This is a genomic window from Halomicrococcus gelatinilyticus (genome assembly GCA_024227995.1).
GTDB classification, from domain to species: Archaea; Halobacteriota; Halobacteria; order Halobacteriales; family Haladaptataceae; genus Halomicrococcus; species Halomicrococcus gelatinilyticus.
The window spans coordinates 118,548-132,672 of record CP100465.1 but is presented as its reverse complement, the minus strand read 5'-3'; the positions used below and the strand labels follow the sequence as shown (position 1 = coordinate 132,672).

Genomic DNA, 14,125 nt, shown 5'->3' with positions numbered 1-14,125 from the left:
TCGTTCGCTTCCGACGCGCCAGCCGCGTTCCTGTTTAGACAGAATCACTCCCCTGGGAAAAATCTAACGCCGCTGGAGAAGATAACAACCGCGGCGCGAGCCGGGTCCGGTTCGCGAGCGTTCTCTCGACGTTGAGGCGGCGACGAACTCCGGTCGGAGGTGTCCTTCCGCCAGCCGATCCAGGGTCGTTTTCGGGAGACGGGACGGCATCGCCGCTCCGAAAGGAAACGTATTTACGTCCAACCCGACTTGTTTCGAATGCGTTGGGCCGGTAGCTCAGTCCGGCAGAGCGTCTGACTCTTAATCAGACGGTCAGGGGTTCAAATCCCTTCCGGCCCGCTTCTGCGACGAACGAACGTGAGGAGCGAAGCGTCTCGTAGGGATTCGAAGTAGACCGGACGCGCGCAGCGCAGCGAGCGAGTCCGGGCGTGGTTCAAATCCCTTCCGGCCCGCTACATTCTGCGCCGAACGACCGGCGAGCAGTTCATCTGCTCGCCATCCCGTGAGGCGCAAATTCGTTCGCCGGAAGATTCGAACGAGGCGAGACGCAGCCCGCGCAGGGAGCATAGCGACCGAGCAGGACCGTCTCGACGTGGTTCAAATCCCTTCCGGCCCGCTTCTGCGACGAACAACCGGCGAGCAGTCCCGCTGTTCGCGACGACGTGCCGGAACTCACAATCGTCAGAACGAGAAGAGGTGAGCGTTCGGACGGACGCTCACTGGACTGGCACGGAACTACTCGGCGGTGTTCGCGCGCCCGCTCGCCGGCGCGCACACGTGACTCCAGTCAGTCGGCGGGTTCGTGCTCGGCGGTGCGTTCCTGGTCGGCCTGCTCGTCCTCGAACGACGCCACGCCCGGGCCACAGCGGACGGAGTGTCGGGCCGGACGACTGAGTGACGGCAGGGGAGATCGGTCGCGAACCGCAACCGACCGACTTCGCGTCCTCGCCGTCGCTCGCCCGGACACCTTGTCCTCACCGGAAACGCCTCGGAACGCACCGTCCGTTCCCGAACCAATTTACCGGGCGGAGTGATGGGTGGTACCGTATGACGCCACCGTTCGACTACGGCGACCTGGACGCGGGTCGCGACGTCAACTACTGGCGCCACGACCCCGCCCTCCAGGCCGAGGCGCGGCGGGTCTACCCCGACGACGAGTTCGAGTGGGCCGAGAGCAAACTGGACGACTTCGGCGACGTCGTGGGTACGACCATCGCGGACAACGCCGACGTGGTCGACGACCACGGACCCGAACTGCACACCTACGACAGGGCGGGCGAGGTCGCGAACGAGGTGGTCTACCACCCCGTCCAGGCCGAGAACGAGCAGCTGACGTACGAGCGCGGCGTCGTCGCGGACGCGTTCCGTGCGCCGCCGGACCGCGAGGAGCCGGTCGGGATCGTCCACACGCTGACGATGCAGTTGCTCCTCTCCTACGCCGATACCGGCTTCGTCTGTCCGGTCTCGATGACCGCCGGGGCGGCGCTGGTCCTGCGGAACCACGACGACGGCCACCTCGAGGACTACTTCGAGCGGCTGACGAGCCGCGACGTCGACCACCTCATCGAAGGTGCGATGTTCCTCACCGAGAGGCAGGGCGGCAGCGACGTCGGCGCGAACGAGACGGTCGCCGAACCGGTCGACGGCGAACCGCGCACGTACGAACTCGCGGGCGAGAAGTGGTTCTGTAGCAACGTCGACGCCCAGGGCACGCTCGCGCTAGCGCGCCGGCCGGACGCCCCCGAGGGAACCGACGGTCTCTCGCTGTTCCTCGTCCCTCACGAGACGCCGGACGGGGAGCTGAACGACCAGCTCTACCGCCGGCTCAAGGACAAGCTCGGCACCGAGAGCGTGCCGACGGGCGAGGTGGAGTTCCGCGGTGCGACGGGCTACCTCGTCGGCGAACCCGAGGAGGGGTTCAGGTACATGACGACGATGCTCAACTGGGAGCGCCTGACCAACGCCGTCGGTGCGGTGGGCGTCATGGGCCGGGCGCTGCTGGAGAGCAAGGTGCAGGCTGCCAACAGGGAGGCGTTCGGGAAGCGTCTCCAGGAGTTCCCGCTGATGCAGCGCGACCTCGTCGACATGGCGGTCGACTACGAGGCCGCGCTGGCGTTCGCGATGGAGGCCGCGCGCTGGCTCGACCGCTACGAGCGCGACCACGACGACCGCGAGGCGTTCCGCCTGATGCGCGCGCTCACTCCCATCGCCAAGCACCGCACCGCCCGGATGGCGGTCGACACCGCCTCCTACGCCATGGAGATACAGGGCGGTAACGGCTACGTCGACGACTTCGTCACAAATCGCCTGCTCCGGGACGCCCAGGTGCTCCCCATCTGGGAGGGCACCTCGAACGTCCTCTCGCTCGACTTCCTGCGGACGCTGGAGCGTGAGTCGACCCACGAGGCGCTCGTCCCCCTCGTCCAGCGGACCCTCGACGCGGCCGACCACCCCGCGCTGGCGTCGCTCGCCGAGACGGTCACCGGGGAGTTCGAGCGACTGCAGGAGGCCGTGCTCTCGCTGGCGACCGAGTCGGCGGCGTACGCCCAGCACGAGGCGAAGCGACTCGCCGACTACGTCTTCGACGTGGTGACCGCCAGTCTGCTGCTCGCGAGCGCGCAGCGCGAACTTGACGCGAACGACGACGCGCGGAAGGCCGTCGTGGCAGAGTGGTTCGTCCGGGAGACACTCGAGACGCGGGACGCACGCGGCATCACCGACGGCAACGCGCTGTCGATGGACCACTTCGACGCGGTGGTCCGGCACGCGCCGCTCGACCCCGCGGCGCTGGACGACCGCTGACGGTCCGTTACGCTGCGATTCCTGCGTCTGGAGCGCGCCGTCAGTGGGGGAAGGACCTTCTGCTACGGATACATTTATAGATGAACCGACCGTCCCGCGAAGATGATGGCGCAAGTTGCAATCGTCGGTGGCGGCCCGGCAGGGCTGAGCACCGCGCTGTTCACGGAGAAGAACGGGCTCGACACGGTCGTCTTCGACACCGACGAGACGTGGCTGCACAAGGCCCACCTGTTCAACTACCTCGGCATCGACAGCATCGACGGCACGGAGTTCCTGGAACAGGCCCGCGAGCAGGTCGACGGGTTCGGCGTCGACCGCCACCAGGACGAGGAGGTAACGGACGTCGAACGCGACGGTGACGGCTTCCGCGTCGTCACCGATGACGACGAGTACGAGGCCGACTACGTGGTGCTGGCGACCGGCGCCGACCGCGACCTCGCGGAACACCTCGGTTGTGACTTCACGGACGACGACGTCGTCGACGCGAACCTGAGCATGGAGACGAGCGTGGAGGACGCGTACGCGACCGGCGCGATGGTTCGCAACCAGGAGTGGGAGGCGGTCATCTCGGCCGGCGACGGCGGCGCAGCCGCGCTCGACATACTCAGCAAGGAGAAGGGCGAACACTTCCACGACTTCGACACGCCCGAAGACGCCGACTGAGCACCGCCGCGACGGGCACGGTCGTCGTTTCGAAGCGACGCGATGACGGTGTGGACGGGGTGGTCCGCCCGTCCCCCCAGACGCACCCCGACGCTCCGTTCTTTTCGGCACTGCCGACGAGAAATCGAGCCGCAATATTATTAGATGGAATTTCATTGTCTGGGCCAATGCGAATCTCGACAGGGACCGACGGGTTGGACGAACTTCTCGACGGCGGGTTGCCGGAGGACAGACTCTACATCGTCAGCGGACCACCTGGAAGCGGGAAGACGACGCTGTCGGCCCAGTTCGTCACGGAGGGAACGCGGAACAACGAGAAGTGCATCTACCTGACGATGCACGAGACGCGGTCGGAACTCGTCAACGACATGTCGAACTTCACGTTCGGGTTCGACAGGGCCATCCAGTCCCAGAAGCTGCGGTTCATGAACATCATGTCCGAGGAGGTGAAACAGGCCCTGAGCCAGTACGGCCACGAACCGGGGCTGACGGGACGCGTCCCCGCGCTCATCGACGAACTGAACGTCGACCGAGCGGTAATCGACTCGACCATGCTGCTCCAGCACTTTCTGGACGATCCCGAGGAGGAACTGACCGAGTTCATCACTGCGCTGAAGGACACCGAGGCGACCGTCCTCCTCATCTCCGAGATGACCGACCCCTCCTCTTACTCGAAGGAACACTACCTGGCGCACGGGGTCATCTTCTTCCACAACTTCCTGGAGAACACCGGGATGACGCGGGCGATCCAGATCATCAAGATGCGCGGGACGGCCATCGACTGCGACATGCGCAAGATATCCTTCTCGAACCACGGGCTCGCGGTCCACCCCGACGTCGAGATACAGCAATGATATACGACGAGTACTTCTCGCGCGAGTGGGACTCGCTCGACCGCGACGAGGCGATGGTGCGCGCGTTCGTCCTCGGCGTCGACGCCGTCCGTGAGGATGAGGCGGACGACGACGAACTCGACCGTCTTCGGCGGGCGGAGAACCGGACCTACGTCGAGATGGCGTACAGGGAGGGCAAGCGCAAGTTCCTCGACCTCAAGGTGGAGAAGGGCCTCGACGACGAGGAGGTCCAGCCGAGCGGGCGAACATACGAGCAGGACGCGATGACCTCGAGCGTCCAAGCGTCCGAGGTACTCTCCGAGATCATCGTCACCCAGCGGGCGGGGAACGACGAGGGGGACTCGCCCGACGGTCCGTCGCGGATCGACGTCCCCGGGATGCTCCAGCAGTTCGGCTTCCTCGACACGACCGTCGACGAACAGGACCGGTTGCGACTCCCCGACTTCCTGCGGGAGTGACGCCCGCCGACGACCACGTTCCTACGGCGACTCCGAGACGTCGACGTCCGCCCGGAACGGCGTCTCGTCGCTCCACTCGCGGATGAGCGGGACCACCGCCTTCTCGATGGGGTACCGGTCCTTGAACCCGCTGGGGACCTCCTTGGACTGGTAGAGGTCGATGTCCGCTTTGTCGACCTCCAGTTCCGCCGTGAACTTCTCCTGGTCGTTCCTCGTTCCGGGGGTGGAGTCGTAGTACGAGACGAGTTCCTCAGGCCCGACGTTGATGTGGTCGACGACGTCCAGTTCCAGTTCGACGGTCCAGTCGGTGTTCTCGACGACGGTCGCGGTGATCTTCCGCCAGTAGGAGGTGTACACGTTCCGGTCTACCTGCTCGATGTTCGAGTAGGCAAGATAGATGTCGTAATCCCGCTCGTAGCCCATGTCCGCGACCGGTTCCGAGTCGAATACCTCTGCCATGGTATCTGATATGTTCCGAAACGTAAGTATATTTCCAACCTCGTCGTGACCGTTCATTTATACCTCTGGCAGTTGCCGTGGCGTCCATCCTGTGGTTGCCGAAGTGCAGTCCGACCACGACGGACTACGACGATCCTCCCCACTCTGCAATGGACGGCATTTGTCGGGTAGCTGGCGGGCCACGTTCGGGTAGACAACCTGTCACAGGTGTTGTCTCCGGACGCTCCCGAAACAGTGGGAGCACCAGGATGCCCAGGCGCACAGGTGTCTGCCACGGATAGTCCGGACTCGAACCGTTCCGTTGGTGACTACCCGGAACGCCGATCGATTCACGTATCCCGTGGCTATCGCGGTCCGGTTCTTGGAGTACAGGTACGGCGAATTCCAAGCGAGAACTGTTCTCGAACGGATGGCGGTCCGTTACAGAGTCCCTACTCTCCCCGTTCGGGACGACTTGATGCTCAGTGAATGGCAGCGAATGGGGGAGAATGACTGCCGACCTAGAATATATTCACGATATGTTGTACTAATTATCGATGAACGGGATTTCGTCGGCCGTCTCCCAAAATATCATTACTGATATCTGTCGCCTAAATTTATTTATGTGAGGTGTCTGGTGGTCACTGTAGCCAGCCAATCAACACCGATTGATAGATACTATGACAGAGAACATTCGACAACGATTCGACGACCGCGGTCAGGTCGGTATCGGGACGCTCATCGTGTTCATCGCGATGGTGCTGGTCGCCGCGATCGCGGCGGGCGTGCTCATCAACACGGCGGGCTTCCTCCAGACGAAAGCAGAACAGACCGGCGAGGAGTCCACCGCACAGGTCTCCAATCGCCTGACCGTCGTCTCCGGCTTCGGCAACGTGACTGACGCAGAGACGGTCGACTACGTCAACCTGACAGTGATGCGCGGCTCCGGCGCCGACGACATCAACCTCTCCTCGGCCACCATCGAGTGGGTCGGACCGAGGGAGGCCGAAACGCTGACGGAAGTCCCCGAGAGCGAACTTGACGGCGGAACGGCCGGCTTCAACGTGACCGAGATCAAGGACACTGATGGCTCGCTCCCGGTCCTGAACGACCAGAGCGACCGCTTCAGTCTCTCGATGCACGCTCCCACGATCGCCGGTAGCGGCAACGGCCTCGGTGAAGGTTCTGAGGTCCAGTTGAAGCTCACAACCCAGTACGGTGCCGTGACGTTCTACCAGGCGGACGTTCCGCCGTCGGTCAACGGCGAGAGCGCAGTCACCGTCTAAGACCAACTACATCCTTCTTCGGCACTCCACTCGGGTCAGGAGATTCATCTGCATCACCTGACTGATTGAACCCGTGCGTGGAGGCTCGAGTGACGGATAGAGGAGTCGAATCGCTGTCAATCAGGAATGATGCGATGAAGAAGTGGGGTCGGAGGGATTGTGAACCACGGTCGCTCGCGAATGCTCGCTCCCTGGTTCAAATCCTCCTCAGACACGATACAGCGCGCTCACGGGTTGTGAGCGCGCAGTAGTAGTGGGGTCGGAGGGATTTGAACCCCCGATCGACTGATATCTCCGGTGCGCCTCGGAACTCCAGAGGGTCGTCAACGCGAGCGATGATCAGTCGCCCGCTCGGTATATCAGCTGGAGTCTCGTCCCGGGCGCGTGCCTCTGGAGTCAGTCGCCATGCCGGGCTTGGCCACGACCCCTCGCTTCCCAGTTGGGCCAAATCTCCTAAAGGGGTTTCGATTTCTACTCCTCGCGGGCCTGCCAGTCGCAGTCCTGGCACTTGTATCCGGTCACGAATTCGGTGACGCTCGGCATGTATCCGACCTCGAGAACGTCGCCTCCGCACTCGGGGCAGTCGCGGTCGGCGTCGGATATCGACTCGGCGTCCATCACCGACTCTCCCTCGACCATCTCCGCGAGGTGTTTCGGCGTCACCATCCGACCCTGCACGACGCGGTTTTCGCTCATGGGTGGAGTTGCGTCCGGAGGGGCAAAAGGTTACAGCCAGGGACGACGCTCGCCGTCGTCCTCGCCGGGGTAGCCGTAGGCGGTCGTCTCCGATTCGTCGCCGACCGTCTCCACGGACGGCTGGTCGTCGTCGTACTCGCCGCCGTCGGTGACGGTCTGGGCATCGGCGTCGGGGTGGTCGGACCCGCCCACCTCGAACTGGTCGCCGGGGTCGAGCGCCAGCAGCGCGGCGACGGCGAGCACGGCCAGCGCGAGCGGTGCGTCGCTCTCCAGCGGTCCGACGATGGTCAGCGGGAGGACGCCCAGCGCGACGGCGCTGCCGAACCGGAACCGGTCGACGTCGACGACCTCGCGCAGACGCGGCGAGAGCACGGCGACGGTCAGTGCGAACGCCACGCCGCTGCCCGCCGCGGCGACGGCGTGGACGACCTGGGTCGTGTCGGGGTTGGTGACGACCCGGAAGCCGCTGGGCTGGAGGCTGGCGAGCATCCCGAGTCCGATGATGACGCCGGAACTGGGCAGGTACTCGCCCACGCGGGCGCTCGCGGTCTTCGCGGCGATGGCGGCGATGACGAGCGCGGCGAACCGCTCGAAGACCGCGAGGTTCAGCACGCTCTGGATGGTCGGTGCGAACGCCGCTTCGAGTGCGGCGACCGCGACGAGGCCGACACCGACGGCGAGCACGCTGGTCGCCTGTTCGCGCGGCGTTCCGTCCATCTCCGCGAGAATGACGGCGACGGTCGCGCTGCCGCCGAAGACGAGCAGTCCGACCTGGACGATGCCCGTCCAGGTGTCGAGCGCCCCGGCGAGTACCATCGCGGGGAAGATGCCGTCTATCAGGGGCAGTCCCATGACGGTGGCCAGCAGCTTCGTATTGCCGCCTACCTGCCGCTCCAGGCGGTAGGCGACGGGGTGGCGTGAACTACTCATTCAGTTATCTGTGAGCACCCTGACCGTCGGGCGAACGGCGGTGATACCTGCGGTGCAACGGCGCGGGCTGTCCGAACCCGAAAGTGAGTCGCCCCGCACGCTTCTCTACCATTGTCCGGAAAGCGAGCACAAAGGATGTAATCGAGATGCTGGAGTCGTCGCTCGTCGGACCAGCAATGCGCTCGCGAACGGGACTGGTAGAGTCCATATCAAATCATACTGTCGTTCTATTCTTAAGCGTTGCGTGAGAAACGACCACATTGGCCGCGAAAAGTGAAGCACGAGCCGGCACCAGAGTTACGAATCATAGGTTCAGTATAAGTATTGGCTGCAGGTCATCACTTCTCCGTGGGGTTCGTCACGTCATCCGCTCGTCGGCCGGTGTCTCTCGCGCCGACGGCCGACCGAAGGACGAGCGCGAGCGTGCAAGGGGGATGCACGTGATCGTCCAGTCGTACTCATAGTTGTTCTCTCCCAGCGTCGATGACCTGCCGTACCGAGAACGAATCCGACACTTCCGACCTGTGCACGTGTCTGCTGGTGGACCGAGGCGGTGACCGACGCACGTGCCAGCCGGCGGGCGCTCGCCGAGCGATGATGGGCATGTACGTGCATATCGAGTGGGTTTCACACACCGATGAAACCACAATCTCGCAACGTTTTTCACTGCGGACCCCGTTCGGATTACATGGCGAACGATTCTCACCGGGACGGCCAGTTCTCGGAGAAACTCCGCGTACCGGAAGCGCTCACCTTCGACGACGTGCTCCTGCGTCCGAAGGAGAGCCACGTCGAACCGGACGACGCAGACGTCAGCACCTACGTCTCGAGGAACGTCGAACTGAACGTCCCCATCCTCTCGGCGGCGATGGACACCGTCACCGAGAGCCGCATGGCGATCGAGATGGCGCGCCAGGGCGGTCTCGGCGTCCTCCACCGGAACATGGACGTCGACGTGATGGTCGACGAGATCGAGGAGGTCAAGCGCGCGGACGAACTCATCATCCGCGACGTCGTCACCGCGAACCCCGACCAGACGGTACGCGAGGTCGACGCGATGATGGAGCGACGAGGTGTCAGCGGCGCACCCGTCACCGGCGACGACGGCCGGGTGCTGGGCATCATCTCCGGCACCGACATCCGCCCGTACCTGGAGGTCGGCGAGAGCGACGAGGTCCGCGAGGCGATGACCGACGAGGTCATCACCGCCTCCGAGGAGGTGACCGCTCGCGAGGCGCTCGAACTCATGTACGAGCACAAGATCGAGCGCGTCCCCGTCGTCGACGACGGCAACCACCTGACCGGGCTCGTCACGATGCAGGGCGTCCTCCAGCGCCGCGAGTACACGGATGCGGCCCGCGACGAGGACGGCCGGCTTCGCTGTGGCGTCGCCGTCGGCCCGTTCGAGACCGACCGCGCCGTCGCGGCCGACGAGGCCGACGCCGACGTCGTCTTCATCGACTGCGCGCACGCGCACAACCGAAACGTCATCGAGGGCGCACGCGAGATCAAGGAGTCTGTCGACGCCGACGTCGTCGTCGGCAACATCGGCACCCGCGAGGCCGCCGAGGACATCGTCGACTTCGCGGACGGACTGAAGGTCGGAATCGGCCCGGGCAGCATCTGTACGACCCGCGTCGTCTCCGGGTCGGGCATGCCCCAGATCACCGCCATCGCCCAGGTCGCCGACGTCGCCAACGAGTACGACGTCCCCGTCATCGCGGACGGCGGCATCCGGTACTCCGGCGACGCCATCAAGGCCATCGCGGCGGGCGCGGACGCGGTCATGCTCGGGTCCTACTTCGCGGGCACCGACGAGGCCCCCGGACGGGTCATCACCATCGACGGCAAGAAGTACAAGCAGTACCGCGGCATGGGCAGCGTCGGCGCGATGAAGAGCGGCGACGGCGACCGCTATCTGAAAGACGAACCCGACACGGAGGAGGAGTACGTCCCTGAAGGCGTCGAGGCCGCCAAGCCGTACACTGGCACGCTGGAGAGCGAACTCCACCAACTCGTCGGCGGGATGCAGTCCGGCATGGGCTACGTCGGCGCCGAGACCATCCCGGCGTTCAAGGAGCGCTCGGAGTTCGTCCGCGTCTCCTCCGCCGGCCAGCAGGAGAGCCACGCCCACGACGTGATGATCACCGACGAGGCGCCGAACTACAGCCCCGGCGAGTAATCGACCCACGACGCTCCACCAGCTTCAGGTCGTTTTTCGTACAGGTCCCGACCGGAATCGGTACGGTCCCCGGTGACTCGGCGACGGTACCGCGGCGACAGGGTCGGACGCAGACTCGGCAAGGTCCGGATATTTCCGTCAACTATTAACGGGGGTACTGCGTCACCCCCGGCTAATGCTACGTTGCGAACAGGACGGATGCGGATGGGTCGCCATCGCCCCGTCGGAGCGAGCGGCCTGGAAGCAGTACGAGGAGCACGTGCTCGAGGAACACGTCGAGCAGGTCGACGACGAGGTCCCCGAGGGCCACGTCCAGGTGAAGACCGACGACGACGAGTGGGTCACGCTGACCCCGGAGGAGGCGAGCGATTTCCACGGTGAGGACTGACTGCAACTCCATCTTCTGCGACTCTTCTCGACGATAGCTTTCGGCCAGCGCCGCGACCGTCCTGTTCTCGCTGTCACCAGTTAGGGCCCCTGGTCGGACGGGCGCAGTCACTCCGCGCCTGCCGGTCCGCGCGCGGCGACGATACGTTCGTCAGTCGTCGCGTCCGTCAGTCGTCACCGTCGCCGTCGCCCACGAGCGATTCCACGTCGGCGTGGTCGTGCAGGAGTTCCCGCATGCGCTCGACGGTCTCCTCGTCGCGGGTGCGGCCGCTGCGCACCACGTCCTCGGCGCGCTCGACGGCGGTCAGCGTGTCCGACTGGACGAGCAGGATGGGCACGCCCTTCTCCTCTGCTTTCCCGACGACGGCGCCCGGCGGACGGAACCCGCCGGTCAGTATCAGGCACTTCACGCCGGGGGCCTCCAGCGCGACGGTCTGGAGGTCCGGGCGGTCGCCGCCGGTGATGAGTGCCGCGTCCTTCGTCCGGCGGAGGTGCCGGAGTGCGGAGTCGCCGCTCATCGCGCCGACGAGGAACCGCTCGACGAAGGCGTCGGTGTCCGCGCTCGTCAGCACGTCGGCGTTGAGTTCCGTCGCGAGGTCGCCGACGGTGACGCCGGCGAGGTCGCGCTGGCGCGGGACGACGCCGAGGACGGGGATGTCCCGTCCTTCGAGGAACGGGACCACGTCCGTGTCGAGCGGGTCGAAGTTCGCGTTCTCGACGCCGTTGAACAGGACGCCGGCGAGACGGTCGCCGACGTCGTCCGCGGCGGCCAACAGCCCGTCCACGTCGTTCGGCCGCGCGTAGTTCGCGATGAGCAGGACCTCTGCGTCGAACAGTTCGGCGACGTCGGGGTCGGTGAGGTCGACGATGCCGCCCGTCGTCAGCTTCCCGCCGCCCTCCACGATCATCAGGTCGTGGTCGGCGGCGAGCGACTCGAAGCTCTTCCGTACCTGCTCGCGGAGCTCCGCCGGGTCCTCGCGCCCGCGGATGGCGCCCTCGATGAACGTCGGCGAGTACACGACGGGCTCGAGTTCGTGCATCTCGGCGTCGAGGCCGAGCAGCTCGCGGGCCAGCATCGGGTCCTGGTCGAGCGTCTTGCCGACGTTGCTCTGCAGGCGGGTGCCCTTCGGTTTCATGTAGCCGACCGACAGGCCGCGCTCCTGCGCGAGACGCGCGAGCGCGAGCGCGACGGCCGTCTTGCCGGTGCTCTCCTCCGTTGCGGTGACGAGTATGGTTTCCGTCATAGTTTGTCGGTGTCTACGGTCAGTCGTACGTCGATGGCCTGCACGCCGGCGGGCGTGGCGACCAGGGGGTTGATGTCCAGTTCCAGGATGGCCGGGAAGTCGGTGACGAGCTGCGAGAGCCGCTGGATGGTCTCGACGACGTCATCGACGTCGGCCGGGTCGCGGCCGCGCGCGCCCCGGAGCAGCGGCGCGGCGTCGATCTCCTCGGTCATCTCGCGGGCCTCGCGCTCGGTGACGGGGGCGACCCGGAAGGTGGTGTCCTCGATGACCTCGACGAAGATGCCGCCAAGGCCGAACAGCAGCAACGGCCCGAACTGCGGGTCGCGGTTCATCCCGACGATGGTCTCGGTGCCGGCGTCGAGGTCGACCATCTCCTGGACCTGCACGCCGAGGATGGTCGCGTCGGGCTGGTAGTTGCGCGCCCGCGTGACGAGGTCCTCGTAGGCGTCGTAGACGTCCTCGTTCGGGACGCCCACCTTCACGCCGCCGATGTCGGACTTGTGCAGGATGTCGGGGCTGACGATCTTCATCACCACCTCGCCGTCGACGTCCTGGGCTGCCGCGACGGCGTCCGCCGGCGAGTCGACCAGTTCGCTCGTCGGCGTCGGGATGCCGTACGCCGACAGCAGGTCCATCGCCTCGACGCCGAGGCGGTTGTCCCCGCGCTCCTCGGCGCGCCCGAGCACCTCGCGGGCGCGCTCGCGGTCCACGTCGAACTCGGTGGGCTGCTGGTAGGTGCGCTCGCTCACCTCGCGGTAGGACGCGAGCGCGTCGAGGCTCGCGACCGCCCGCGCGGGGTCGAAGTAGTTGGGGATGCCCTGCCCTGCGAGCACGTCCGCCGCCCGCTCCGTCCGCTCGCCGCCCATCAGCACCGCGGCGACCGGCTTTCCGTACTGGGCCTGGAGGTCGGCGACCTCGGCGGCGAGGTCGTCGTAGTCGATGACGGCGGTCGGGGCCGAGAGGACGACCGCCGCTCCAACGTTGTCGTCGCCGAGCGCCAGGTCGAGCGCGGTCCGGAACCGCTCGACGTCGGCGTCCCCGATAGCGTCGATGGGATTGTAGATGTTCGCCTCCTCGGGCATCGCCTCCGAGAGCGCGTCGAGCGTCTCCTCGGTGAACGACGCCATCGAGAGGTCCGAATCCCCGACGGCGTCGGTGGTCATCACGCCGGGCCCGCCCGCGTTCGTCACGACCGCCACGTCGTCGGAGTCGGGCATCGGCTGGCCGGCGAGTATCTGGGCGTAGTCGAACAGTTCCTGGACGGTCTCGACCCGGAGGACGCCCGCCTGGTCGAGACCGGCCTGGTAGGCGCGGTCGCTGCCGGCGAGCGTCCCGGTGTGCGAGGAGGCGGCCTGCGCGCCGGCGTCGGTCCGCCCCGACTTCACCAGCACGATTGGGGTGTCGTCGGTCACCTCGCGGGCGGCGTCGATGAACGTTCCCCCGTCCTCGATGCCCTCGAGGTAGCCGAGGACGACGTCCGTGTCGGGGTCGTCGCCCCAGGCGCGGACGAAGTCCGTCTCGTCGAGGACGGCCTTGTTGCCCAGCGAGACGACGTCCCTGAACCCGATGCCCTGGTCGTTCGCCCAGTCGAGCACGGCGGTGATGAACGCGCCCGACTGGCTCATGAACGACATCGACCCGGAGAGGGCGTTCTCCGGGCCGAACGTGGCGTTCATGCCGACGGGGGTGCTGATGACGCCGAGGCTGTTCGGGCCGACGAGGTTCAGGTCGTACTCGTCGGCGACCGACTGCAACTCGCGTTCGCGCGCTGCGCCCTCGCTGCCCGTCTCCCCGAACCCGGCGGTGATGACGACCACGTCGTCCACGCCCGCCTCGCCGGCGTCGCGGAGTACGTCGACGACGTACGGCGGCGGCACGACCACCACCGCGAGGTCGACGTCCGGCGCGGACTGGAGGTCGGCGTAGCTGTCGAGGCCGAACACGTCGTCGTAGTTCGGGTTCACGGGCACCGTCTCGCCGTCGAAGTCGTCGCGCAGGTTCTCGACGATGGCGCGACCGACCGATCCCTCGCTCTCGGTGGCGCCCACGACGGCGACGCGCGACGGCGCGAACATATCGGAGAGTACGCGGTCACCCATCGTTCGAACGTCGTCGAGTTCACGAATAAAGGTAGTTGCTCCTTCCCGGCGACCGGGAGAGTTCGCCGTAGCGGGCGGCCCCCGGC

The 14,125-nt window shown here is 66.0% G+C and carries 12 protein-coding genes and 2 tRNA genes; 8 read left to right on the top strand and 6 right to left on the bottom strand.

Annotated features, from left to right (window positions below):
* Positions 1–265 precede the first annotated feature (265 nt).
* The 5 genes from NKT36_RS00660 to NKT36_RS00640 all read left to right on the top strand — a co-directional run bounded on the left by NKT36_RS00660 (position 266) and on the right by NKT36_RS00640 (position 4,777).
* Positions 266–339, top strand: a tRNA-Lys gene (locus tag NKT36_RS00660).
* Between the two features lie 708 nt (positions 340–1,047).
* On the top strand, positions 1,048–2,802 hold the full coding sequence (locus tag NKT36_RS00655) for an acyl-CoA dehydrogenase family protein (protein WP_327052021.1): 1,755 nt from the start codon (positions 1,048–1,050) through the stop codon (positions 2,800–2,802).
* A 105-nt stretch (positions 2,803–2,907) separates the two neighbouring features.
* Positions 2,908–3,465, top strand: coding sequence for an NAD(P)/FAD-dependent oxidoreductase (locus NKT36_RS00650; protein ID WP_327053409.1), 558 nt, complete (start codon positions 2,908–2,910; stop codon positions 3,463–3,465).
* 167 nt (positions 3,466–3,632) lie between these two features.
* Positions 3,633–4,319 (top strand): RAD55 family ATPase, encoded by a 687-nt coding sequence (locus tag NKT36_RS00645; protein ID WP_327052020.1) that lies wholly within the window; start codon positions 3,633–3,635, stop codon positions 4,317–4,319.
* Positions 4,316–4,777, top strand: a complete 462-nt coding sequence (locus NKT36_RS00640) for a hypothetical protein (RefSeq protein WP_327052019.1) — start codon at positions 4,316–4,318, stop codon at positions 4,775–4,777. Before NKT36_RS00645 ends, NKT36_RS00640 begins: the two co-directional genes overlap by 4 nt.
* Before the next feature lie 21 nt (positions 4,778–4,798).
* Here the strand turns inward: NKT36_RS00640 and NKT36_RS00635 are convergent, their stop codons facing one another.
* The gene (locus NKT36_RS00635) at positions 4,799–5,236 is read right to left on the bottom strand and encodes a hypothetical protein (protein WP_327052018.1); all 438 of its coding nucleotides are present in this window, start codon (positions 5,234–5,236) and stop codon (positions 4,799–4,801) included.
* A 659-nt stretch (positions 5,237–5,895) separates the two neighbouring features.
* Between NKT36_RS00635 and NKT36_RS00630 the strand changes: the two genes are divergently transcribed.
* The gene (locus tag NKT36_RS00630) at positions 5,896–6,501 is read left to right on the top strand and encodes an archaellin/type IV pilin N-terminal domain-containing protein (protein ID WP_327052017.1); all 606 of its coding nucleotides are present in this window, start codon (positions 5,896–5,898) and stop codon (positions 6,499–6,501) included.
* 254 nt (positions 6,502–6,755) lie between these two features.
* Here NKT36_RS00630 and NKT36_RS00625 read toward each other — a convergent pair.
* The 3 genes from NKT36_RS00625 to NKT36_RS00615 all read right to left on the bottom strand — a co-directional run bounded on the left by NKT36_RS00625 (position 6,756) and on the right by NKT36_RS00615 (position 8,127).
* Positions 6,756–6,929, bottom strand: a tRNA-Trp gene (locus NKT36_RS00625).
* 43 nt (positions 6,930–6,972) lie between these two features.
* Positions 6,973–7,197 carry a DUF5795 family protein gene (locus NKT36_RS00620; RefSeq protein WP_327052016.1) on the bottom strand — a complete coding sequence of 75 codons (225 nt, stop codon included), beginning with the start codon at positions 7,195–7,197 and terminating at the stop codon, positions 6,973–6,975.
* Positions 7,198–7,227: 30 nt separating this feature from the next.
* Positions 7,228–8,127: a DUF5794 domain-containing protein gene (locus tag NKT36_RS00615; RefSeq protein ID WP_327052015.1), complete on the bottom strand. Its 900-nt coding sequence runs from the start codon at positions 8,125–8,127 to the stop codon at positions 7,228–7,230.
* Between the two features lie 688 nt (positions 8,128–8,815).
* On the opposite strand from NKT36_RS00615, the gene guaB reads away from it, so the two are divergent.
* Together guaB and NKT36_RS00605 are read left to right on the top strand one after the other, a co-directional pair.
* Positions 8,816–10,309 (top strand): IMP dehydrogenase, encoded by a 1,494-nt coding sequence (gene guaB, locus NKT36_RS00610; protein ID WP_327052014.1) that lies wholly within the window; start codon positions 8,816–8,818, stop codon positions 10,307–10,309.
* Positions 10,310–10,484: 175 nt separating this feature from the next.
* Entirely contained in the window at positions 10,485–10,697 is a 213-nt protein-coding gene (locus tag NKT36_RS00605) for a hypothetical protein (protein ID WP_327052013.1), read from the top strand.
* Between the two features lie 166 nt (positions 10,698–10,863).
* On the opposite strand, the gene NKT36_RS00600 is transcribed toward NKT36_RS00605, so the two are convergent.
* Complete coding sequence (locus tag NKT36_RS00600) at positions 10,864–11,940, bottom strand: phosphotransacetylase family protein (RefSeq protein WP_327052012.1); 1,077 nt, start codon at positions 11,938–11,940, stop codon at positions 10,864–10,866.
* Positions 11,937–14,039: an acetate--CoA ligase family protein gene (locus NKT36_RS00595; RefSeq protein WP_327052011.1), complete on the bottom strand. Its 2,103-nt coding sequence runs from the start codon at positions 14,037–14,039 to the stop codon at positions 11,937–11,939. The genes NKT36_RS00600 and NKT36_RS00595 overlap by 4 nt, the downstream gene beginning before the upstream one ends.
* Between the last annotated feature and the right edge of the window lie 86 nt (positions 14,040–14,125).